Annotated in this window: 22 protein-coding genes; 4 read left to right on the top strand and 18 right to left on the bottom strand. The window is 67.2% G+C overall.

Features of this window, described 5'->3' with window-relative positions; genetic code table 11:
* Window positions 1-104: 104 nt before the first annotated feature.
* The 14 genes from atpD to ACLJO0_RS05490 form a co-directional block, all read right to left on the bottom strand.
* Window positions 105-1529: a F0F1 ATP synthase subunit beta gene (atpD, locus tag ACLJO0_RS05555; protein ID WP_125785131.1), complete on the bottom strand. Its 1425-nt coding sequence runs from the start codon at window positions 1527-1529 to the stop codon at window positions 105-107.
* Complete coding sequence (locus ACLJO0_RS05550; protein ID WP_410576824.1) at window positions 1529-2464, bottom strand: F0F1 ATP synthase subunit gamma; 936 nt, start codon at window positions 2462-2464, stop codon at window positions 1529-1531. Before ACLJO0_RS05550 ends, atpD begins: the two co-directional genes overlap by 1 nt.
* An 11-nt stretch (window positions 2465-2475) precedes the next feature.
* On the bottom strand, window positions 2476-4113 hold the full coding sequence (atpA, locus tag ACLJO0_RS05545; RefSeq protein ID WP_125792175.1) for a F0F1 ATP synthase subunit alpha: 1638 nt from the start codon (window positions 4111-4113) through the stop codon (window positions 2476-2478).
* Window positions 4114-4166: 53 nt separating this feature from the next.
* Entirely contained in the window at window positions 4167-4988 is an 822-nt protein-coding gene (locus ACLJO0_RS05540; RefSeq protein WP_125785134.1) for a F0F1 ATP synthase subunit delta, read from the bottom strand.
* 6 nt (window positions 4989-4994) lie between these two features.
* Window positions 4995-5558, bottom strand: coding sequence for a F0F1 ATP synthase subunit B (locus ACLJO0_RS05535; protein WP_410576823.1), 564 nt, complete (start codon window positions 5556-5558; stop codon window positions 4995-4997).
* 34 nt (window positions 5559-5592) lie between these two features.
* Window positions 5593-5850 (bottom strand): ATP F0F1 synthase subunit C, encoded by a 258-nt coding sequence (locus ACLJO0_RS05530; protein ID WP_125785136.1) that lies wholly within the window; start codon window positions 5848-5850, stop codon window positions 5593-5595.
* Window positions 5851-5910: 60 nt separating this feature from the next.
* Complete coding sequence (gene atpB / locus ACLJO0_RS05525) at window positions 5911-6708, bottom strand: F0F1 ATP synthase subunit A (RefSeq protein ID WP_125785137.1); 798 nt, start codon at window positions 6706-6708, stop codon at window positions 5911-5913.
* Between the two features lie 379 nt (window positions 6709-7087).
* A complete protein-coding gene (locus tag ACLJO0_RS05520; protein WP_410576822.1) occupies window positions 7088-7543 on the bottom strand; it encodes a hypothetical protein in 456 nt (151 codons plus the stop codon).
* Between the two features lie 79 nt (window positions 7544-7622).
* Complete coding sequence (locus tag ACLJO0_RS05515; RefSeq protein WP_125792169.1) at window positions 7623-8774, bottom strand: glycosyltransferase family 4 protein; 1152 nt, start codon at window positions 8772-8774, stop codon at window positions 7623-7625.
* A 72-nt stretch (window positions 8775-8846) separates the two neighbouring features.
* A complete protein-coding gene (locus ACLJO0_RS05510) occupies window positions 8847-9497 on the bottom strand; it encodes an L-threonylcarbamoyladenylate synthase (protein WP_276363696.1) in 651 nt (216 codons plus the stop codon).
* 121 nt (window positions 9498-9618) lie between these two features.
* Window positions 9619-11604 carry a M6 family metalloprotease domain-containing protein gene (locus tag ACLJO0_RS05505; protein WP_410576821.1) on the bottom strand — a complete coding sequence of 662 codons (1986 nt, stop codon included), beginning with the start codon at window positions 11602-11604 and terminating at the stop codon, window positions 9619-9621.
* Between the two features lie 192 nt (window positions 11605-11796).
* Complete coding sequence (gene prmC, locus ACLJO0_RS05500) at window positions 11797-12663, bottom strand: peptide chain release factor N(5)-glutamine methyltransferase (RefSeq protein WP_125792166.1); 867 nt, start codon at window positions 12661-12663, stop codon at window positions 11797-11799.
* Window positions 12664-12747: 84 nt separating this feature from the next.
* Window positions 12748-13296 carry an HD domain-containing protein gene (locus ACLJO0_RS05495; protein WP_410576820.1) on the bottom strand — a complete coding sequence of 183 codons (549 nt, stop codon included), beginning with the start codon at window positions 13294-13296 and terminating at the stop codon, window positions 12748-12750.
* A gap of 7 nt (window positions 13297-13303) precedes the next feature.
* Window positions 13304-13654 carry a MerR family transcriptional regulator gene (locus tag ACLJO0_RS05490; protein WP_410576819.1) on the bottom strand — a complete coding sequence of 117 codons (351 nt, stop codon included), beginning with the start codon at window positions 13652-13654 and terminating at the stop codon, window positions 13304-13306.
* A gap of 59 nt (window positions 13655-13713) precedes the next feature.
* Between ACLJO0_RS05490 and ACLJO0_RS05485 the strand changes: the two genes are divergently transcribed.
* The 3 genes from ACLJO0_RS05485 to ACLJO0_RS05475 all read left to right on the top strand — a co-directional run bounded on the left by ACLJO0_RS05485 (window position 13714) and on the right by ACLJO0_RS05475 (window position 17828).
* A complete protein-coding gene (locus ACLJO0_RS05485; RefSeq protein WP_410576818.1) occupies window positions 13714-14499 on the top strand; it encodes an alpha/beta fold hydrolase in 786 nt (261 codons plus the stop codon).
* Between the two features lie 31 nt (window positions 14500-14530).
* The gene (locus ACLJO0_RS05480) at window positions 14531-15964 is read left to right on the top strand and encodes a hypothetical protein (RefSeq protein ID WP_410576817.1); all 1434 of its coding nucleotides are present in this window, start codon (window positions 14531-14533) and stop codon (window positions 15962-15964) included.
* A gap of 121 nt (window positions 15965-16085) precedes the next feature.
* The gene (locus tag ACLJO0_RS05475) at window positions 16086-17828 is read left to right on the top strand and encodes a hypothetical protein (RefSeq protein WP_410576816.1); all 1743 of its coding nucleotides are present in this window, start codon (window positions 16086-16088) and stop codon (window positions 17826-17828) included.
* A gap of 43 nt (window positions 17829-17871) precedes the next feature.
* On the opposite strand, the gene prfA is transcribed toward ACLJO0_RS05475, so the two are convergent.
* Both prfA and rpmE read right to left on the bottom strand, forming a co-directional pair.
* The gene (gene prfA, locus ACLJO0_RS05470) at window positions 17872-18942 is read right to left on the bottom strand and encodes a peptide chain release factor 1 (protein ID WP_125792158.1); all 1071 of its coding nucleotides are present in this window, start codon (window positions 18940-18942) and stop codon (window positions 17872-17874) included.
* An 80-nt stretch (window positions 18943-19022) separates the two neighbouring features.
* Window positions 19023-19250: a 50S ribosomal protein L31 gene (rpmE, locus tag ACLJO0_RS05465; protein WP_007028345.1), complete on the bottom strand. Its 228-nt coding sequence runs from the start codon at window positions 19248-19250 to the stop codon at window positions 19023-19025.
* A 223-nt stretch (window positions 19251-19473) separates the two neighbouring features.
* On the opposite strand from rpmE, the gene ACLJO0_RS05460 reads away from it, so the two are divergent.
* Window positions 19474-20019, top strand: a complete 546-nt coding sequence (locus ACLJO0_RS05460; RefSeq protein ID WP_125792157.1) for a CHAP domain-containing protein — start codon at window positions 19474-19476, stop codon at window positions 20017-20019.
* A gap of 52 nt (window positions 20020-20071) precedes the next feature.
* Here the strand turns inward: ACLJO0_RS05460 and ACLJO0_RS05455 are convergent, their stop codons facing one another.
* Both ACLJO0_RS05455 and rho read right to left on the bottom strand, forming a co-directional pair.
* Window positions 20072-20611, bottom strand: coding sequence for an AAA family ATPase (locus tag ACLJO0_RS05455; RefSeq protein WP_410576815.1), 540 nt, complete (start codon window positions 20609-20611; stop codon window positions 20072-20074).
* Window positions 20612-20704: 93 nt separating this feature from the next.
* Window positions 20705-22735 (bottom strand): transcription termination factor Rho, encoded by a 2031-nt coding sequence (gene rho, locus ACLJO0_RS05450; protein WP_410576814.1) that lies wholly within the window; start codon window positions 22733-22735, stop codon window positions 20705-20707.
* Window positions 22736-22779 lie beyond the last annotated feature (44 nt).

The following is a 22779-nucleotide window of genomic DNA, read 5'->3' as shown; positions in this document are numbered from 1 at the left end:
TTCACTTCAGGTGCTGGCACCGAGTGTAATAGTCAAAGTTCCAACTATGCGAACGGCGGGACCAGCGTCCACAGTAGACACTGATCCCGCCGCTCATCGGAACATCACTTCTTGGTGATTTCCTTGTACTTCTTCTCGAGGTCTTCGAGGCCACCGATACCCAGGAACGCCTGCTCCGGGTAGTGGTCGAAGTCACCCTTGGTGATGCGGTCGAAGGACTCGATGGTCTCCGACAGCGGCACGGTCGAGCCCGGGATCTGCGTGAACGCCTCGGCGACCAGCATGTTCTGCGAGAGGAACCGCTCGATGCGGCGCGCGCGCTGAACGGTGAGCTTGTCCTCTTCCGAGAGCTCGTCCATACCGAGGATCGCGATGATGTCCTGCAGTTCCTTGTACTTCTGCAGGATCCGGATGACCTCGGAGGCCACGCGGTAGTGGTCCTCACCGACGATGGCCGGGTCGAGAATGGTCGACGTCGACGCCAGCGGGTCCACCGCCGGGAAGATGCCCTTCTGGAACACGCCACGCGAAAGCTCCGTGGTGGCGTCCAGGTGGGCGAACGTCGCGGCCGGGGCCGGGTCGGTGTAGTCGTCCGCGGGGACGTAGATCGCCTGCATCGAGGTGATCGAACGACCACGGGTCGAGGTGATCCGCTCCTGGAGCTGACCCATCTCGTCGGCCAGCGTCGGCTGGTAACCCACGGCCGAAGGCATGCGGCCCAGCAGGGTCGACACCTCGGAACCGGCCTGGGTGAACCGGAAGATGTTGTCGATGAAGAGCAGCACGTCCTGGTTCTGCACATCGCGGAAGTACTCCGCCATGGTCAGCGCGGACAGCGCGACGCGCATACGCGTGCCGGGCGGCTCGTCCATCTGGCCGAAGACGAGGGCGGTGTCGTTGATGACGCCGTCCTCGGACATCTCCAGGAAGAGGTCGTTGCCCTCACGGGTGCGCTCGCCGACACCGGCGAACACCGAGGTGCCACCGAAGTTCCGGGCGACACGGGTGATCATCTCCTTGATGAGCACCGTCTTGCCGACGCCGGCACCGCCGAACAGGCCGATCTTGCCACCCTCGACGTACGGGGTCAGCAGGTCGACGACCTTGAGGCCGGTCTCCAGCATCTTCGTCTTGCCTTCGAGCTGGTCGAAGGAAGGCGGGTTGCGGTGGATGCCCCAGCGCTCGAGGTCGTCGCCGTAGCCGGGCTCGTCGAGGCACTCGCCGAGCGCGTTGTAGACGTGGCCCTTGACCTTGTCGCCGACCGGCACCGTGATGGGGCCGCCGGTGTCGGTGACCTCGGCGCCACGGACGAGGCCGTCCTGCGGCTGGAGCGAAATGGTGCGGACGAGGTTGTCACCGAGGTGGCTGGCGACCTCGAGCGTCACCGTCTTGCGGAGCTGCTCGAACTCGATTTCGACCTTGAGCGCGTTGAACTGGTCGGGGACGGAACCGCGCGGGAATTCGACGTCGACGACCGGGCCGGTCACCGAGACGATGCGCCCCTTGGCACGGGCTTCAGTACTGGTCATCAGTCATCACTTCCTGCTGCGGTGAGCGCGTTCGCGCCACCGACGATTTCAGAGATCTCCTGGGTGATCTGCGCCTGACGGGCCTGGTTCATCTCCCGCGTCAGCGTGCTCACCAGATCGTTCGCGTTGTCCGACGCGGCCTTCATCGCGGTCCGGCGGGCCGCGAGTTCGGACGCCGCCGACTCGAGCATCGCCGCGAAGATCCGCGTGTTGATGTACTTCGGCAGCAACGCGGAGAGCAGCTTCTCGGCACTGGGCTCGAACTCGTAGCTCGGGAGCAGGCTTTCCGGCTTCTCTTCGCCCTCGGTGTACTCGACCTCGAGCGGCGCGACGCGCTTGGCGGTCGGACGCTGGGTCAGCATCGAGACGAACTCGGTGTAGACGACGTGGATCTCGTCGACACCCAGGATGCCGTCGGCGTTGCCCGCCTCGTCGTCGGCGCCGTTCAGGAACGACTCGACGATGAGCTCACCGGCCTCCGCGGCGTTGACGTAACCGGGCTGGTCGGAGAAGCCCGTCCAGCTTTCGGTCACCTCGCGGCCACGGAAGCGGTAGTAGCTCAGGCCCTTGTTGCCGGTCACGTACAGCACCGGCTCCTTGCCCTGCTCACGCAGCAGCGTGAGGAGCTCCTCCGTCGCCTTCAGCACGTTGGAGTTGTATCCACCGCACTGACCCTTGTCGCTGGTGATCACGAGGACCGCCGCACGCTTCGGGTTGGCGCGCTCGACCAGCAGCGGGTGGTCGAGGTTGGCCGAGGCGCCGGCCAGGGCCGAGAGCACGTTCGTGATCTCGTCCGAGTAGGGCCGGGACGCCGCGACCTTCGCCCGCGCCTTGGTGATGCGCGCGGTGGCGATGAGCTCCATCGCCTTCGTGATCTTGCCGATGGACTTGGTCGCCTTGATACGCGACCGGAGTTCTCGGAGTTGTGCGGCCATGAGCTATCAGCTCACTTCTTCGGTGCGGGCTTGTTGACCTTGACGGTCTCCTGCCCGACCTTCTCGGCGGCCATCGCGTCGGAGACCTCGACGAGGCTCTTGCCCTCGGCGGTGGTGAACTCCTTCTTGAACTCGTTCACCGCGTCGACCAGCCCGGAAGCGGTCTCGTCGGAGAACTTGCCCGACTCGCGGATGTCCTTGAGGAGCTCGCCGTGCTTACGACGGGCGGAGTCGATGAACTCGTGGTTGAAGCGGCGCACGTCCTCGGTCGGGACCGAGTCGTAGTGCCCGTTCGTGCCCAGGTACACCGTGACGACCTGCTCCTCGACCGGGATCGGGGAGTACTGCGGCTGCTTGAGCACTTCGTACAGGCGGGCACCACGCTCGAGCTGCGCCTTCGACGCGTCGTCGAGGTCCGAAGCGAAGGCCGCGAAGGCCTCCAGCTCGCGGTACTGCGACAGGTCGATACGGAGCGAACCCGAAACCGACTTCATCGCCTTGACCTGCGCGGCACCACCCACGCGGGAAACCGAGATACCCACGTCGATGGCCGGGCGCTGACCGGCGTTGAACAGGTCCGACTGGAAGAAGCACTGACCGTCGGTGATCGAGATGACGTTGGTCGGGATGTACGCCGACACGTCGTTCGCCTTGGTCTCGATGATCGGGAGACCGGTCAGCGAGCCCGCGCCCAGCTCGTCCGAGAGCTTCGCGCAACGCTCGAGGAGACGGGAGTGCAAGTAGAAGACGTCGCCGGGGAAGGCTTCGCGGCCCGGCGGGCGACGCAGCAGCAGCGAGATCGCGCGGTACGCGTCGGCCTGCTTGGTCAGGTCGTCGAACACGATGAGGACGTGCTTGCCCTCGTACATCCAGTGCTGGCCGATGGCCGAACCGGTGTACGGCGCGATCCACTTGAAGCCGGCGGAGTCCGACGCGGGGGCCGCGACGATGGTGGTGTACTCCATCGCGCCGGCGTCCTCGAGGGACTTCTTGACCGCGGCGATCGTGGAGCCCTTCTGGCCGACCGCGACGTAGATGCAGCGAACCTGCTTCTTCGGGTCGCCGGACTCCCAGTTGGCCTTCTGGTTGATGATCGTGTCCACCGCGACGGCCGTCTTACCGGTCTTGCGGTCACCGATGATCAGCTGACGCTGGCCACGGCCGATCGGGGTCATCGCGTCGATCGCGGTGATACCGGTCTGCAGCGGCTCCGACACCGGCTGGCGCTCGACCACCGAAGCGGCCTTGACCTCCAGCGGGCGGCGGTCGGTGGTCTCGATCTCGCCGAGGCCGTCGATCGGGGCGCCCAGCGGGTTCACGACGCGGCCGAGGTAACCCTCGCCGACCGGAACCGAAAGGACCTGCCCGGTCCGCTTGACTTCCTGGCCTTCGACGACGGTCTCGAAGTCGCCGAGGATCGCGGCACCGATGGAGCGCGCGTCCAGGTTCAGCGCCACGCCGAGGACCCCGCCGGGGAACTCGAGCAGCTCGTTGGCCATGGCCGAGGGGAGGCCCTCTACGTGGGCGATACCGTCACCGGCGTCGACGACGACGCCGACTTCTTCCCGGCTCACGTCCGGGGCGTAACTCGAGACGTAGTTCTCGATCGCGCTACGGATCTCATCCGAGGAGATCGTCAGCTCCGCCATTTCAATCCCGCTCTCGCTTCGTTCGTGCCAGTGTGCAAAGTCGTTGTTGTGGGTCAGCTAGCCAACCGGCGACGCAGGGCGTCGACGCGCCCCGCGGTGCTGCCGTCGATGACCTCGTCGCCGACGCGGACCACGAGTCCGCCGCCCAGTGACGGGTCGACCTCGACGTGCAGCGCGAGCTGCCGCCCGTACAGGGCGTTGAGCTTCTCGCTCAGCCGAGCGTGCTGCTCGTCGGACAGCGCGCTCGCGCTGGTCACCTGGGCGACCGAGCGCTGACGGCGTTCCGCGGCCAGCTGGACCAGCCGCTCGAGGGCGTTGGCGACCCCGCGGCCCTTGGCGCGCAGGACGACCTGCTCGACGAGGGTCTTGGTGACCACGTCCACCTTGTCGGCGAACAGAGTGCGGACGAGGGTCCGCTTCGCCTCGGCGGGAGCGGTCAGGTCGGCAAGTGCCTGTTCGAGCTCCGGTGCACCCGCAACGATACGAGTGACCCGGAACAGCTGGTCTTCGACAGCGTCGATGTTCCCGGACTTCTCCGCACTGGTGAGCAGCGCCGAGCGGCCGAGGGCCTCGAGCCCGTCGGTCAGTTCGCGCGGGCTCGACCAGCGGCTGCCCGCCACGGAGTCGAGCACCTGCAGGGCCGGCTCGGAAACCTTGCCCGCGAGAATCCCGCGAGCGAGGCCGATCCGGGCTTCGGGCGTGGCCGAACCGTCGGCGACGGCCCGGCGCAGGCCGATCTCCCGGTCCAGCAGGGTGACGACCGAAAGCAGCTCGTCGCCGACCGTCGCCGGGTCGGTACCCGCGGCGGCCAACACCTCGCCGAGACGATTCTCGGCGAGGTCGAGCGCTTCACGGCTCGCAGCATGCAGCGTCATTCTGGTCTACTTTCCCGCTCCGAGACCGGCACCGTTGGTACCGGCGGTCTCCAATTCGGCCAGGAACCGGTCCACGGTGCCGTGGCGGCGCGCGTCGTCCGCGAGCGACTCGCCGACGATGCGGCTTGCCAGCTCCACGGAGTTACGGCCGAGTTCGGCGCGCAGTTCGGCGATGATCTGCGCCTTCTGGGCCTGCAGCTGGGCCTGCCCCTGGGCGACGATGCGCTGGGACTCGGCCTCCGCCTCGGTGCGAAGCTCCGCCTTGATCTGCTCGGCTTCGAGCCGGGCGTCGTCGCGGATCTTCGCGGCCTCGGAACGGGCTTCCGCCAGCTGCGCCTTGTACTGCGCAAGGTTTTCTTCGGCTTCGGCCTGTGCCTTCTCGGCCCGCTCGATGCCACCCTCGATCAGCTTGGTCCGCTCCTCGTAAGCCGTCTCGAAACGAGGAACGACGTACTTCTTCAGAACGAACAGCAGCAGAAGGAAGGCGACGAACCCGAGGATGAGCTCGGGAATGTGCGGCACGATCGGGTTGGGCGCTTCAGCCGCCAACACCAATTCGGTCTTCAGCACAGCGTCTCCTTAAAGCGAGATGAGTTGAAAGAACTCAGGCGCCGGAGGCGAGGAAGTAGATGACGATACCGATCAGCGCGAGCACCTCGGTCAGCACGAAGGTCGAGAAGGCGATGCCCTGCAGCTTGCCCTGCGCCTCCGGCTGACGGGCGGTGCCGTTGATGACCGCGGCGAAGATCAGACCCACACCGATACCGGGGCCGATCGCGCCGAGGCCGTAGCCGATGGCGGCGAGACCCGGGTTGATGTTGGAAGCGGCCTCGGCAGCCTGCGCAAGAACGATGTTGCTCACGTGCGTTTCCCTTCAAACTCGGTCCGCGCGACTCACGCGGATCGGGGGCTTTGGTGTTTCTCAGTGCTCCGACGCCAGCGCGGCGCCGATGTACCCTGCGGACAGCAGCGCGAAGATGTACGCCTGCAGGATCTGGATGAAGGCCTCCAGGAACGTCATCGCGATGGCGAAGAGGAACGCCACCGGCGACGCGACCTTCACGATGCCTTCGCCCTCGGTCAGCAGGAAACTCCCGCCGAGCGTGAAGACCATGATGATGAGGTGCCCGGCGAACATCGCCGCGAAGACTCGGATGGCCAGGGTGGCCGGTGCGATGAAGAACTTCTGCGCGAACTCGATGGTGGAGTACAGCGGCAGAACGAATCCGGGAATACCCGCCGGCGCCAGTTCCTTTTTGAGGTAACCCTTGAATCCGTGGCGCTTGAACCCGACGTAGTGGTACACCGGGTAAACGACGAGGAACGAGAGGGCGACCGGGAAGCCGATTCGCGCCATGGTCGGGAACTGGAAGAACGGGATGATCCCGAAGAGGTTGTTCACCAGCACGAAGCTGAACAGTCCCAGAACCAACGGGATGAACGGCTTGAAGTCGGCAGAGCCGATCTGTTCCCGCGCGATGTTGTTGCGGCCGAAGTTGTAGATCGATTCGGCCATGAACTGTCCCTTACCAGGGACGACCTTCAACCGGCGCGACGTCACCATGAAGTAGGTGACGATGATGATCAGGGAGATGACCACCAGCAACATCGGCTTGGTGAAGCTCAACCAAGGGCCGGAGCCGAACAACGGCGGTAGGTTGAAGTCTTTGACGCCAGGCGGCGTGAACTCCGCACCTTCGGCTAGTACCAGCGCGCCCACTGGGCTCCTTCCGGTTCTCCCGGCCGGCGTTCACTCCGCCGGGGGAATCGTCACGATCTGGACTTAACGTACCCGACACGTATCGGGCCGTCGGAGGCGGCCACCCCACGATGTGCTGAACACGGTTTCACGTTCCGCACACGAGGATTCTCGATGCAGTGCTCCCGGGAGACAGACGCCTACCAGCGGGTAAGAGGGGACGATTCAACGCCGCCGCCACACTGCTGTTCGGGGTTCGTCATCAGGAGCCGGCAGCCGAGGCCGCCGCCCATACGCGGACCATATCAGCAGGTTCCGACAGGCCGTACAGGCGTACTACATTGCCCCCGATCGGCCGAGGACCTAGGTCCCGTCCCAGGTCAGGACCTCGGTCCCGGGGTCAGCGGGAAGCGGGGATGATCGTCGGGATCTTGGTCTTGCGGAAGGCCGCGAACTCCACGGCGGCGGACACCAGGATGGCCGCGATCATCGTGATGCCCAAGGACATCGGGTGCAGATCCGACCACCCGCGAAGCAGGGTGAGCGCCCCGAACAGGGCGAAGATCTTGAGCACGTAACCACCGAGAGCGATCACCATCACGAACATCGGGTCCATGCCGGCGCTGAAGCGCATCAGGCCCATCGTCGCGAGAGCGGACAGAATGGCGAGCACGCCGCCGATGGCCGCCCCGACGAGTCCCGGGAGTCCATTGAGGATGGTGAAGAGCACGATGCAGGCCAGCACGACCGGCGGTGTCGCGATCAGGGAGGCCCGCGTCATCGCGTTGGCCGCCTGCAGAACCACCTTGGCGTGGGGGTTCTCCTCCGCCTCGACGGTCTTCTCGGTCTCGCTCACAGAAAACTCCCTGGTCGTCTCAGCCCGCCAGTGTAGGCCCGCGCCGATACGGGCGTTCAGGCAGTCTGAGTTGTGCCGTTCAGGCAGTCCGGTTCCTCGACCGCAGCCTCGGCACGATCGACACCAGGGTCGCCAGCAGGAACCCGAAGCCGACGATCCAGAAAACCGCGGCACTGTCGAACAACGTCACCGAAACCGCGCCGAACGCGAGCAGGCCCGCCCACAAGTAGATGAGCAGTACCGCGCGGCGCTGGGAATGCCCGATCTCCAGCAGGCGGTGGTGCAGGTGCATCTTGTCCGCGGCGAACGGGCTCTCGCCGCGCCGGGTGCGGCGGATGACCGCCATGATCAGGTCCAGCAGCGGTACGAAAAGGACCGCGGCGACCACGACGAGCGGTGAAAGCAGCGCGAGCGCGTCCTTACCGCTGAACTGCGGATACGGCACACGGCCCGACGCGGACGTCGTCGCACCCGCCAACATGAGGCCGATCATCATCGAACCCGAGTCGCCCATGAAGATCTTCGCGGGCTGGAAGTTGTACGGCAGGAAGCCGAGACAGGCCCCGGCGAGCGTGGCGGCGATGAGGGCGGGCGGGTACGCGCCGACGTCACCGCCCGAGGAATCGAGCAGGCCGAGCGAGAAGGAGCACGTCGCCGCGGCGGCGATGAAGCCGAGACCGCCGGCGAGCCCGTCGAGACCGTCGACGAAGTTCATCGCGTTGACCATGACGACCACCAGCACGACGGTCAGCAACGCGCCCTGGTTCTTGTCCAGCACCAGCACCTGGCCGAAGGATTCGCCACCACCGCCCCACGGCACCCAGAACGACACCCACTGGACCCCGAAGATCACCAGGATCCCGGCGCACATGACCTGGCCGGCCAGTTTCGTCCAGGCGTCCAGTTCGAACCGGTCGTCGAGCGCGCCGATCAGGGAGATCACCCCGGCCGCGAGCAGGACGCCCAGCGAGTCGAAGGAGAAGTCGAAGCCGCGGCTCAGCGCGGGCAACTGGTGCGCGAGCCCCATCGCGGCGGCGACGCCGAGGAAGATGCCGATGCCGCCCATCCGCGGGATCGGGGTGACGTGGACGTCGCGGGCCCGCGGGTTGGCGATCGCGCCGATCCGGATCGCGACCCGTCGCACGACGCCGGTGAGCAGGAAGGTCACGGCCGCCGCGGTGAGGGCGACGAGGATGTACTCCCGGATCGGGAGACCTTGCGTAGGAGGCATGATGCGTTACGCCGCCGAGGTCCAAGTCACTCGAACACGCTACCGCGCTGGGGGGATACGGCGGCCAACGGTCTAGGCGAGTGACTCCGCGGGCACTCCCAGTACTTCCGCGACGGCGGCGCGGCTGACCGCGCCCTCCCGCAGGATGACCGGGTCGTCGCCGGTGAGATCGACCATCGTGGACGGAACGGGCTCCCCGGTGGACCCGCCGTCGAGGTACACCGCGACGCTGTCGCCGAGCTGGTCGACGGCCTCCTGCGCGGTGGAGGCGGGCGGCTGACCGGACACGTTGGCGCTGGAGACCGCCATCGGACCGACGTCACGCAGCAGTTCCAGCGCGACCGGGTGCAGCGGCATCCGCAGCATCACCGTCCCGCGTGACTGGCCGAGATCCCACTGCAGGCTCGGCGCGTGCGGCAGGACGATGGAGAGGTCGCCCGGCCAGAAGGCCTCGATGAGCGCGCGGGCCTGCGGCGGCGTGCCGAGCACCAGTCCGTCCACAGTGGACCATGAGCCGACCAGGACGCCGACCGGCATGTCCGGGCCGCGGTTCTTCGCCCGCAGGAGGGACTGGACGGCGCCGCCGTCGAAGGCGTCCGCGCCGATGCCGTAGACCGTGTCGGTCGGAAGGACGACGAGGCGGCTGGAGCGCACCGCGCTCGCCGCCGCGGCGAGCCCGTCGGCCCGCGATTCACGCTTGCTGCAGTCGTACACCGCGCTCATGGCGCCTGAGCCTAGCGCTGTGGGTTCGCGGCCCGGATCTCACCTCCCGGGGGTGCTATGAAAGGTCCTTTACTTGCAAAATTTGCAAGTAAAGGACCTTTCATAGCGTCGGCCGCTCCCGTCAGAAGGCGAAAGCGGTGCAGAACGACGTCGCCGTCTTCGCCGGATCCGCGATCGACGTCGCGGTCAGCTTGATGTGCGCGACGTGGTCACCGCCCGCGGCCCGTTTGGCGTGCGCCGTCGCCGAAGACCGCCCGCCGAACGGGACGGTGGACAGCTCGTTCGGCAGCCGCACCTCCCAGCCCTTCGCGCTCGTGGACGCGCTCAGGCGGTAGGTGTCGGTGTTGTACGGCGCCGCCGCGCCCTTCGCGTTGCCGGTGTTGAGCACCGGGAACGAGCAGCTCGCGAGCCCCTGCTTGGCGAACGCGGGGGCCGACGGCCACAGCGAAACGCCCCTGGCCTGCGAACCCGCCCCGTCGAGCGAGGCCACCGTGACGACGTAGGACAGCACGCCCTTGCGGTCGCGCTCGACGTCCGAGACGAGGAACTTCAGCTTGTTCGCCTCGTCGGTGTACTCGTACTTGCTCGCCGAACCGGTGCCCGCCTTGAACGCCGCGTCGTTGAGCTGGCGGTAGTCGCCGATGGGGATGGGGACCGCGGTGCCGTCGGGCTTCTTGTAGTCGGTCATGCCGATGTCGGCAGGATTCGCGTCGACGATCCATTCGAACGGCGCGTTGTCCTTGTTCTTCGTCTTCGCGATGATGACGCCGGAATCGGGGGCGAAGGAATCGCTGCCCATCCGGTCGACGACCTCGACAGTGTAATTGTCGTAGCCGCCACCGTCGCAGAACGGATCCTTCGAACGATCGCATTTCGGCGAGAGGTCCCCGCCGTTGAGCGCGATGTTGATGCCGCTGTAGGCGCCCTTCCCCGGAAGGACCGAACGCGCCGTGATCCTGGCCGAGACCGGACCGTTCGCGGCGAGCTGGTTCCGGTCGATCTTCAGGACGTCTTCGGGGTCGATGATGTCCAGCTTCATCTTGGTGCGCACCATGTGATGCGAACCCATCGAGCCGCCCTGCGTCGCCGGGATCTGCCAGCGTGTGTGCGGTCCGCCGGGACCGTTGAAGCTGCCGCGCGACATCATCTCCCACGGACCGGTGTAGGTCCGGGACGGTGGGGTGCCGAACGGGTTGTTGTAGTTGTCGCCGATGCCGAGAATATGGCTCAATTCGTGCGCGTAAACCGCCTGACCCGAGCTCTCGGCCTGGGTCGAGGAGCCGGTGACCGCGTTCGGCCAGATACTGGCGGCCGATTTCCACGACGTCCATGGGACATAGCGGGTGGACGCGGCGTTCGGCATTCCCTCGACACCGGGACCGAATTCGGCGGGCACGTTCCCCGGCTCGCCGAACTTCATCACGCCGAATTCCTGCCAGGTCGCGCTCTCGTCCTGGCCGGCGGAAAGATAGAAGATGAAGTCGAACTGCTTGGAGACGTCACCCACGTCCGCCCGCCAGGCGGCGCCCGCGTCCGCGCGGAGGTCGCGCTTGCAGTTCGCGCCGGGCGGACACGCGTCGGGCTGGAACTCCATGCCGTATTCGAAGGACTTGCCGGGCAGCCGGTACGGCCCGAACGCGGTCAGTTCGACGCCCATCCTGCCGCCGGAGTCCTCCATCCAGTACTCGTTGATGGTGTGGCCCTGGTTCAGCGCCTGCGGTTTGTTCAGGAAGTCCTCGTAGAACTTCGCGACGCCTCCGCGGGGGATGTTGCTGGCGGCGGGGCCGGGGTTGCCGAACACCGTCGAATGCGTCGGCTGCGTGACGGCGAACTCCTGGTCCGGGTAGTCCGCGAGCACCACGGCGCCCTTGAACATCCGCTTTGTCGGCTTCAGCGAAGGGTCGGCCCAGTTGGTGCCGGGCGGCTTGCGGTAGTCGTCCCACGTCATGTGGTCCTGGTTCTCCCAGGTCGACCCGTCGATCGGGGCAGGCCAGCCCTTCACGGGCACCGCGGCGGACGCGGGTTGGGCGACCAGACCCGGCAGTAGCGCGACGGCGGCGAGGACGGCGAGTGTTCTGAGTGGGGCTCGTCGGAGAGACGATCGCATCGGGGTACACCTCCCAGTCGGACCGCCGATGAGGCGGCCGAGACCGACGTTAGGAGGTGGGCTTTGCCCTGGGCACCGCCGGAAGTCGTGAGTCTCGCTAACTATCCGGCGGTACCCGCCGCAATTCGGCACCTGGTTGCGGTCGTTGCGCGCGCAAGTACCGCATCCAGGTGCCGAATTGCGGCGGAAACCTCAGGAGACGCGCAGGGCGGTGACGAAACGAGCCCGTCCGGCGAGGTCGAGGTGCCCTTGCACGTCGGTCAGCACCCGCCGCGCCCGCACCAGCGCCGGAACGGCGGAGCCATGCGTGTCGTCGTGCTCGATCGCCATCCCGCCGGTGGGCCGCAGCAGCCGGGCGGCGGCGGCGATCGCGTGCCGGATCACCGCGAGCCCGCTTTCCTCCGCGAACACCGCCCGCGGCGGGTCGTGCTCGGCGACCTCGGCCGGCACCGGCGTGCCTTCCGGCACGTACGGGGGGTTGCACAGCACCAGGTCGACGAGACCGTCGAGTTCGGCGAACATCGTGCTGTCCGCGACGTCGCCGGAGTACAGCCGGATGGGCGTGTCCCCCGCGTCCGCGTGGACGTCGGCGTTGTGCCTGGCCCACGCGAGCGCCTGCGCGTCGATGTCGACGGCGTAGACGACGGCGTCCGGCCGCGCGTGCTGCACGGCCAGCGCCAGCGCGCCGGAGCCGGTGCACAGATCGACCACCACCGGGTACTCGCGCCCGTGCAGCAGTTTGAGGCCCCATTCCAGGAGCAGTTCGGTCTCCGGGCGCGGGACGAACACCCCGGCGCCGACGTTGACCGTGATGTCGCCGAGCGCGGCCCAGCCGGTGAGGTACTGCAACGGGATCCGTTTGGCCCGCTGGTTCACGAGCTGGCCGATCGCGTCGATGACCGGCGGGTCCACCAGCGGCACCATCGGCAGACGGCCGCGGTCGACGCCGAGGACATGGGAGGCGATCAGCTCCGCGTCCGAGCGCGGTGATGCCACACCGGCCTCGGTGAGGATGCGGGTCGCTTCCATGATGGCGAGGCGCAACGGCTGCCGGTTCACTGGTGTTCCTTCACAGAGTCAAGCCTGACACACGAGGCGCGCGTGCCGGGGTCGATACACGCGGGCTCAGGGTATCGATTGCTTTCAGCGCACCCGCCACGAGAGCGACGACAACGTCAGCGCCGCTTCGGCCACACGACGCGCGAGGTCGGTCTGGAGGCTCTTCGTCGCCGAAGCGATCCACTCGTCGACGTTCCGTACGCCGACATCGCGGTACTCGACGGCCTGAAGCAGCATTTCGAGCTTGTCCGCGTCGCGTGCGTACAGCGCTTCGGGGCTTTCTGCGGCTTCGTACTCGTCGACGGCGTCGCGTACCGAGTCACGCGCGGAGCCGGGGAGCGCCGACGTCTGCGCGGCGGTGATCGCCCGCGGATCCGGCTTCTCGACGAAACCCTTGATCGTGTGCGGAAGATCGCCGGTCCGCGTCTCCTGTGTGTCGTGCCAGAGCGCGAGATACGCCGCCCGGGCCGGGTCGGCGCCGCCCTCGGCCGCCAGGAGTCCGGCCAGCTGCGCGACCCGGGTGGTGTGCTCGGCCACCGATTCGGGATCGCGGACCCCGGCCTGCCACCACCCGGCCCGCCGGATCCGCTTGAGCACACCCAGTTCGAACCCGAATCTGGCCAGGGCTTCCACAGTTCTCCTACACGTTGACGACGGTGAGATATCCGGCCAGTGTCCCGCGCCGCTGCCGGAGCGTGTCGATGCGGTCGTCCATTTCGGCCAGTTCGCGCCGGATCTCCGCCACGACCGTGGGGCACAGGTCGAGTTCCGGCAGTTCGCCGTTCGCGCACGGCAGCACCTTCGCGATGACCTGCGTGCTCAGCCCCGCCGAGAGCAACGCGCGGATCTGCCGCACCGTGGTGACCGCGTCGTCGTCGAAGGTGCGGTAGCCGTTGAAGTCGCGTCGCGAGACCAGCAGCCCCTGCTCCTCGTAGTAGCGCAGCAGCCGGTGACTGACGCCGGTCCGCCGGGACAGCTCGCCGATCAGCATGTGACCCCCGTCATCCGTGGTTGACCTTCACATCGATGTCAGTACCTAACGTCGCCGGCATGACGAATCATTTCGCGCATATCGTCCGCGGTTCCGGCCCCGGTCTCCTGCTCGCCCACGGCGGTGGCGGCAGCGTCGAGGGCAACTTCGGCGGCATCATCGACGACCTCGCCCGCACCCACACCGTCGTCGGCCCCGACTACCCCGGCTCCGGGCTCACTCCACGCAGCACCGAACCTCTGGACCTCGACACCGTCGCGGACGAACTGGTCTCCATCGCCGTCGACGCCGGGCTCGACCGCTTCACGATCCTCGGCTACTCCCTCGGCACCGGAGTCGCCGTCCGTGCCGCGACCCGGCACCCCGATCGGGTCACCGGTCTGATCCTGACCGCCGGGTTCACGAAACCGGACAACCGGCTCCTGCTGGCCCTCGACATCTGGCGCGAACTGCTGGACGGCGACCGGAAGCTGCTGGCGAAGTTCCTCACCTTCGCCGCCACCGGCGAGAAGCACTTGAACGCGCTGTCGCCGTCGGAGCTCGAAGCCACCATCGAGGGACTCGCCGGCTTCATCCCGGAAGGCAGCCCCGAGCACGTCGGCCTGGTCGCCGGCGTCGACACCCGGGCCGAACTCGCCGGGATCTCGGTCCCCACCCTCGTCATCGCCACGACACTGGATGGCCTGGCCCCGCCGGCCCATTCCCGCGAACTCGCGGCCGGGATCCCCGGCGCCGAACTGGTCGAGATCGAGGCCGGGCACGTGATCGGCGTGGAAGCCCGCGACGAATGGCTCGGCGTGATCCAGAAGTTCCTCTCCGCGGGTTTCAGCGAGGGTACGAGCTGATTACCCTGCGAAATCTTCTAAGGTGACGCGGGTGAAGATCCGGGAAATCCGACTGACCCTTGGCGTGTTCTTCGCGGCGCTCGGGGTGCTGCTCGTCCGTTTCCTGGTTCCTCGTCCGATCGGCATGGCGGACAACGGCGACGGCTGGCGCATCCTGTGCCAGCTCGGCGCCCGCGAGCTCGACAGGCCTTCGGAATACTTCGTCCGCTTCTCCTACGGCACCGCCCCGGCCTGCAAAAGCGAGTACATCTCCAGCCAGAGCTGGATCGACAAGATCGCCAGCGAGATCGGGCAGCTGCTCGGCTCGTCCGCGATCCTGAACCTGCTGGTACTGGGCGTGCTGGGCTGTCTGCTGGTCGCGGGCGGGATCGCCGCGATCGTCGTCGGCCTGCGCCTCTCGGTCCGGAACAGCGTCATCGCCACGGCCGCGCTGCTGCTGGTCGCGGCGGACTCGGCCTTCTTCGGGTACTTCGCCTCGGTGCTGAGCGAGGGCGCCGCCTTCGTCGGGATGCTCCTGCTCGCCGGCGGGCTGCTGCTCATGCACCGCACCGGACCGTGGCGCTACACCGGCGCCGCGGTCACCGTGCTCGGCGCGATGATCGGCATCAACGCGAAGTCGCAGACGCTGCTGCTGATCCCGCTGTTCGCGCTCGCGCTGCTGTTCGTCCGCCCGGCGGGCAGCCGCGGCCTCGCCCGGTGGGCGCTGCCGCTGGCCGTGCTCGCCGTCGTCGGCACGGGGACCGCGCTGGTGCAGGGCGCGGGCGACACGGCCAACGCGGAGTACCGCGAAGCCAACATGTACCACGTCGTGTTCAACGGGATCGTGGACGGAAAGCACGACACCACCGCAGACCTCGCCGCACTGGGCCTCCCGCCCGAGTTCGCGAAGTACATCGGCACGGGCTGGTGGAGCGCGAACGCGGCCTGGCGCGACCCCGAGTACGCCCAGTACCGCGACAAGATCAGCCGCCGCAACGTCGCCCAGTACTACCTCGATCACCCGGGGCGCGTGGTCCAGATGCTGCACCGGTCCGCTCAGGAGACGCTCACCGCGCGAGTGCCGAACCTCGGCAGCTTCGGCGAACACGCCGGGCAGCCGCCGCTCGCCAAGGAGTACCGCGTCCCGGTGCTGTCCGGGATCACCGGCTGGCTCGCCCCGCTGGGGCTGTTCGCTCTCCTGCCGATCTGGCTGCTCATCGGCTGGGCGGGGCTCCGCGCCTTCCGCAACCGCACCGGACGCCGCGACGTCGGCATCGTCGTGCTCATGTTCCTGCTCTTCGCGATGGGCCAGATCCTGGTCTCCGGCTTGGCGGAAGGCATCGAGAACGTCAAGCATCAGCAGCTGACGATCTACCCGACCCTGCTCGCCGCCGCCTTCGCCGCGCTTTCGTTCCTGCCGCGGCGCAAGGAAGAGACGCCGGTCGTCGAAGAACGCGAACCGGAGAAGGCGTCCATCTCCGGCTGATCTTCAGCCGCAGGTTTGTGCCTTCTCGGGGTTCCGGTTGTAGCGCAGTCCACTTGATGGAGCACGACGCCTATGAGGCGAGGCTCAAACAACTGCGCGGAGGGAGCTGCCCCGGAGTCCGTTGACACCCGAACAGACACGATCTGCTTCGGAGGCGTTGGATCACCTATTCCAAGCCTTTGTTGAAGAGATCGGCGAAGAACCGACGCTCGGAGAATCCCTCGAAATACTGGGACTGTCGTTCCAGCCGGACGAGGACCTTCTGCCGGGCGCCCCGTTCCCACTTCTCTTCAAAGCCAAGAAGAAAGGGAATCGCTGGCACAAGGCCGAGTCGTCCGAGAGGGTCGCCTCGTTCAATGACAACACCTTCAACGAGGCCGGCGACTTCCTGGATCTTCTCGTCGCCGGAAGCGGTGCCGATCCGACCCACCCGTCGTCAGTCGCGGATCTCGCGGACCATGTCCTCGATGTCCTTCAGTTCGGTGATCGCGCTTTCAGCGACATCGCCGCGCAGGACCTACAGGCCCTGGTCGCCCCGTCGGCCACGAAAACCGCCCGGGTGACGGTCGGCGATGTGGTGGCGATTCCGGCGGCGCCCCGTGGCCACCACCTGGCCATCGTGCTCTGCGAAGACCAAATGGGCACAGCAGTCGGGTTGCTGGAAGGCGCCTTCTCTCCGCCTCGAGTCGGTGACATCGGAAGTCATCGAGCCCGGCACGTCCCGGTCTACACGGGCCCCAGATTGATCAAGAACAGGACGTGGCGGATCGTGGGGCACTATCCCGAACTGCTGGAGCTGTTCCCTGATCCGCCCGAAGTCTACTGGCAGGCGAAAACGTCCTGGGAGAACAATACGGCGAGTACTGCGGCGCGGGCGAACCCGATGGCGAAGTTCGACTGCTCGATAAAGCGGAGGCTGAGGCGGTCGGCCTCTTGGACCGCACCTATCGGCAGACATACCTGGAGGAACACTTCCAAGAAATGCTCAACGAAGGCCGGTTCGACAATGGACCGGCTCCGCGTTCCTGGCTCTGATCGGCTCGGTTCCCCTCCGCGAGGACATGCGGCGCCCGCCCCGCGTAGGCTGAGCGCCACCTGTACGCGCCGAAGGGCTCACGAAATAGTCATGGATCTCCGGGAAACGGAAGTCGTCACGCGGATATCCGCGAATATCGAGACCGACGATTTCGCCGCTGCCGCCGCGCTGGGCGAGCGTCTCATCAGCGAGTTCGAGGCCACCGAGCTGGAGATCTGCCGTGCGGACCCCGAAGGCGACTGGAAGGGCTACTCGGTCTCCGTCGGTTATCGCACGCCTCCGGCGGACGGCGAGGAACTCGCCGAGACGCTGCACCGGGCCGCGGTACCGGCGCTTTTCCACTTCGGCCTGAACGCGGAATTCTTCGAAATTCACGGCACGCCGGAGACCGGCCAATACGGAAGCTACGACGCCTACGACGCCCAAGCCGACGGATACACGCTTTATTCACTGATGGCGGCCGTCGGCGGCACTGATCCGCGTGAGCCCGCGTACGTCCCCCGGCACGATTTCTCCCCGCGCGCGGAAACCGATGTCATTTCGCGGGTGCATCTCTACGTCCCTACCGGTGACCTGCGCATAGCCGTGGATCTGTGCGGCCGTCCCGCGACCGACCTGTCGGCCTCGCTGGTCCGGATCAGCACGGACGCGGGCCCTTGCGAGGCGGTGCTGCTGTCGGCTTTCCCGGCTCAAGCCGGAGAAAGCGGCGAAGAGGCGCTCAGCCGGGTCGAGAGCGAGGTGGCCGACAGGCTCTCGCGGGTGAGCATGTCCGTCCGGGCCATCCATACCGGGCTTGAGGACGACCCGTTCTACACCGAACCCGGCTAGCGGTTCTCCAGAAGGACAGCTCGGCCGGAGCGTGCCCGTCGGATCAGCCGGCGTGTTCGGCCAGTCGCTCTTCGCGGTCCGCGGTGATGAGCGCGTCGAGCACGCCGTCGAGGTCGCCGTCGAGGACCTGGTCCAGGTTGTACGCCTTGTAGTTCACCCGGTGGTCGGCGATACGGTTCTCGGCGAAGTTGTAGGTGCGGACCCGCTCGGAGCGGTCGACGGTGCGGATCTGCGAGCGGCGCGCGTCCGACGCCTTCGCGGCGGCCTCCTCCTCGGCGATCGCCTGGAGGCGGGCCTGCAGCACCTGCAGGGCGCGGGCGCGGTTCTGGATCTGCGACTTCTCGTTCTGGCACGAGACGACCACGCCGGTCGGGAGGTGCGTGATGCGCACGGCCGAGTCGGTCGTGTTCACGCTCTGGCCGCCGGGGCCGGACGAGCGGTAGACGTCGATGCGCAGGTCGTTCGGGTCGATCTCGACCTCGACGTCCTCGGGTTCGGGGTAGATGAGCACGCCGGACGCGGAGGTGTGGATACGGCCCTGCGATTCGGTGGCGGGCACGCGCTGCACGCGGTGCACCCCGCCTTCGAACTTCAGCCGCGCCCAGACACCGTCGACGGTGGCCGAGCGGCTCTTGATGGACACGGTGACGTCCTTGAAGCCGCCGAGATCCGAGTCGACCGAGTCGAGCACCTCGGCCTTCCAGCCGTGACGCTCGGCGTAGCGCAGGTACATGCGCAGCAGGTCGCCGGCGAACAGCGCCGACTCCTCGCCGCCTTCACCCGATTTGATCTCCATGACCACGTCGGAGCCGTCGTACGGGTCGCGCGGCAGGAGCAGTTCGGTGAGTTTGGCCTCGAGCACGGGGATCTTCGCGGAGATCTCCTCGGCCTCGGCCGCGAAGGTCGAGTCTTCCGACACCAGTTCCTTCGCCGTCTCGAGATCATCACGGGCGGAGTCGAGCTCGCGGACCGTCTTGACGACGGGGCTCAGCTCGGCGTACCGGCGGCCGAGTTTGCGGGCGCGCGCCTGGTCGGCGTGCACGGACGGATCGGCCAGCTGCTCTTCCAGCTGGGCGTGCTCTTCGAGCAGACCCCTCAGCGAACTCGAATCCACCACTCCACCTCTCAACGACCTGGACAGAACCATGAAAAACGGCGCCTACCCGGACATGCGGGTAGGCGCCGTCGTTCAAGCTACTTGGCGTCTTCGGCCTTCTTGCGCTTGCCGTAGCGAGCCTCGAAGCGCGCGACGCGGCCGCCGGTGTCCATGAGCTTCTGCTTGCCGGTGTAGAACGGGTGGCAGTTCGAGCAGATCTCGACGTGGAGGTTGCCGGAGGTCTTGGTGCTGCGGGTGGTGAATTCGTTGCCGCAGTCACAGTTGACGTGCGTGACAACGTACTCGGGGTGAATACCGCTCTTCATGGTGTCCTCTCTCGTTGGCCCCGGGTCCCCGTGGCGGGGTGAACCGGTGCCGGACTTCAGCGGATGATTTTGCCAGATGCGCTGGCAGTGGACTCAACGCACCCCTCCTCCGGACTATTCCAACACGTTGAGTTATCAACTATCACGCCCGGTTGTACGAAATTTGTACTTGATCACGAGATTCTCCTCACTGTTGGTAATTCCTCAACAGGAGGTACTGATCATGCGCAGCATCCTCGCCAAGGTGGCGAAGCCGGCGTCCGTCGCCGCCCTGGCCATCGCGGCCCTCGCCCTGGCTCCGGTCGCCGGGGCCGCTCCGGCCGCCCCCGAAGCGGGCGCCACCATCACCGCCGCCGACATCAACCCGGCCGCGGGAACGTTCACCACGGTGTCCGACGGTGACCTCGCCATCCAGGGCGCCGGCGACGGCACTCCCGCCGGCGCCGTCCAGTGGTTCAAGAACCGCATCGGCTCCACCGCGTACCAGGGCCTCTGCGAGAAGGCCGTCGAGAACGCGTACGGGACCACGGGCGTCTGGGCCTCGGCCAACGCGCACTGGAACGGCGCGAGCCCGAAGCACACGACCGGGACGCCGCCGAAGGGCTCCTTCGTGTACTGGAACATCAGCCAGTGGGGTCACGTCGGCATCGCCGACGGCTCCGGCGGGATCTACGCCTCCAGCATCGGCGGCAAGATCGGCCACGCGTCGAGCGTGCACTACTTCAACAACTACCGCGGCTGGACCCCCGCGGCGGTTCCGCACCGCTGAGCACTCCGGTGGGTCGTGAGTTGACGATTCGGGTCGGAACCCGAATCGCCACTCACGACCACCCCGGCCCAAGTCGCCCCAGCCAGCGCTCCGTCGCGCGTGGCGAGGTCAACCGCACCACCCGCACAGCGGGGTCCGCGACCCAAGCGCGGATCGTGCGCCGTTTGCGGGCGAAAGACCGGAAGTGCCAGACGATGATCGAATCGCCGGAGAGCATGCTCCGCAGCGTTTCGACGTTGCCGTTGCAGATCCGGCGCCGGGTGACGCAGCGCACCACCGTCCGGCGCACCAGACGGCTCAGCGAAACCCGGCGCGGATAGTCCAGCGCCACGATCAATTCGGCGCGGGGCAACGCGATATCACGCCATTTGGCGAACATCCCGTCGATGATCCAGCGGTCCCCCGCGACCAGCGCGCTGATCCGGCGTCGCTGCTCGTCGTCGGGGACGGGGACCCAGCCCGGCTGCCAGGCGAGGTCGTCGTCGACCGAATGGCACGGCAGCCCGGTCCGCTCGGCCAGCTTTCGTGCCAGCGTCGACTTACCCGAACCGGTGACTCCGTAGACGACGATCCGTCCTGGCACCGAACCCACAACGGCCTCCCCCTGGATGCAATGAAGGGGCCTTTCATAGCAAATTTAGCTATGAAAGGCCCCTTCATTGCAGTGCCGAAGGCGACCGAAGGATCAGTCGTCGTCGTTCGAGCCGAGGGCCGTCTTCGAGACCTGCATGAGGAACTCGATGTTGGTCTTCGTCTTGCGCAGTCGCGAGATCAGCAGGTCGATGGCCTGCTGCGAGTCCAGCGCGTGCAGCACCCGGTGCAGCTTGTGGGTGACCGCGAGCTCGTCCGGCGAAAGCAGCAGATCTTCCTTGCGGGTACCGGACGGGTTGATGTCCACCGCGGGGAAGACGCGCCGCTCGGCGATCTTCCGGTCGAGCTTGAGGTCCGCGTTCGCGGTGCCCTTGAACTCTTCGAAGATGACCGTGTCACCGGTGGATCCGGTTTCGACCATCGTCGTGGCGAAGATCGTCAGCGAACCGCCGTTCTCGATGTTGCGCGCCGCGCCGAGGAACCGCTTCGGCGGGAACAGCGCCGTCGAGTCGACACCACCGGAGAGGATCCGGCCGGACGCGGGGGCCGCCAGGTTGTAGGCACGGCCCAGACGCGTGATCGAGTCGAGCAGCACGACGACGTCGTGGCCCATCTCGACCAGCCGCTTCGCCCGCTCGATGGCGAGCTCCGCGACCGAGGTGTGGTCGGACGGCGGGCGGTCGAAGGTGGAGGCGATGACCTCGCCCTTCACCGACCGCTGCATGTCCGTGACCTCTTCCGGACGTTCGTCCACGAGCACGACCATCAGGTGGCACTCGGGGTTGTTCGTCGAGATCGCGTTCGCGATGTCCTGCATGATCGTCGTCTTACCGGCCTTCGGCGGCGAGACGATCAGGGCACGCTGTCCCTTGCCGACCGGCATCACCAGGTCGATGACGCGGGTGGTGAGCTTGTGCGGCTCGGTTTCGAGGCGCAGTCGCTCGTTCGGGTACAGCGGGGTCAGCTTGGTGAACTCGGGACGGCGCTTGGCCTCGTCCGGCTCCAGGCCGTTGATCGAGTCGACGCGCACCAGCGGGTTGAACTTCTGCCGCTGCTGTTCGCCGTCACGCGGCTGGCGCACGACACCGGTGATGGCGTCACCGCGCCGCAGGCCGTACTTGCGGACCAGCGAAAGCGAGACGTACACGTCGTTCGGCCCGGCGAGGTAGCCCGAGGTACGCACGAACGCGTAGTTGTCGAGCACGTCCAGGATGCCCGCGACGGGCAGCAGGACGTCGTCCTCGCGGATCTCGGTGTCGGGCGAACCGCCCTGTTCACGGCCACCGCCGGAACCCCGGCGGCGACGGTCGCGGAAGCGACGGCCGCGACGGCCGCCTTCCTCGTCGTCGTCGCCCTGCGGGCCCTGGCCCTGACGCTGGCTGTTGTCCTGGCCGCCGCTCTGCTGGTTGCGCTGGCGGTCCTGGCCGCGGTTGTCGCGGTCCTGGCCGCGGTTGCCCTGACGGTTGCCGCCCTGCTCACCACGGTCGCCACGCTCGTTGCGGTCACCCCGGTCACCCCGGTCGCCGCGATCGCGCTGCTCACCGCGATCACGCTGCTGGCCACCCTCACGCTGCTCACCGCGGTCACGCTGCTGGCCACCCTGCTCGGGCGATCCCGCGGCGCGGTTGGAGCCGCGACGACGACGGCTGCGGCCGCCCTCTTCCTGCGGCGACTGGCCGTCCTGCTGGCCGTTCTCCTGCTGTGCCGTCCGCTCGGTGGCGGGCACGGAGCCGTTCTCCGCGACCTTTTCGGCACGCGGGGCTTCGGCCGGGGCGGTTTCCGCCTTCGGCGCTTCGGCCTTCGGGGCCTCCTGCTTCGGGGCCTCCGTCTTGGGCGCTTCGGCCTTGGGAGCCTTGCGCGGTGCATCGATCCCCTCGAGCGGAAGCGTTTCGCTCGCCGCGGCGGGGGTCTTGCGCTTGGTCTTGCCCTGGCGCTCGCGGATGGCCGCGATCAGATCGCCCTTGCGCATACCCGTCGTCTCGCCGATGCCGAGGTCCCCAGCGATCGAGCGCAGTTCGGCGACGGTCTTGCCGGTCAATCCGCCGACCGTGCGCTTGGGAGCGACGGCGCCGTTCGACTCGGCGGCGCCACCTTCGACGTCGCTCAAAAGATCGGTGTTGCTCACAAATGTCCTTCCTGACCGATCCACGCCTCCAGGTGGATCAGCGG

It is taken from the genome of Amycolatopsis sp. lyj-108 (genome assembly GCF_046549005.1).
In the GTDB taxonomy this organism is placed as follows: Bacteria; Actinomycetota; Actinomycetes; order Mycobacteriales; family Pseudonocardiaceae; genus Amycolatopsis.
The sequence above is the reverse complement of the archived record's forward strand: the minus strand, read 5'-3'. Positions and strand labels throughout refer to the sequence as shown.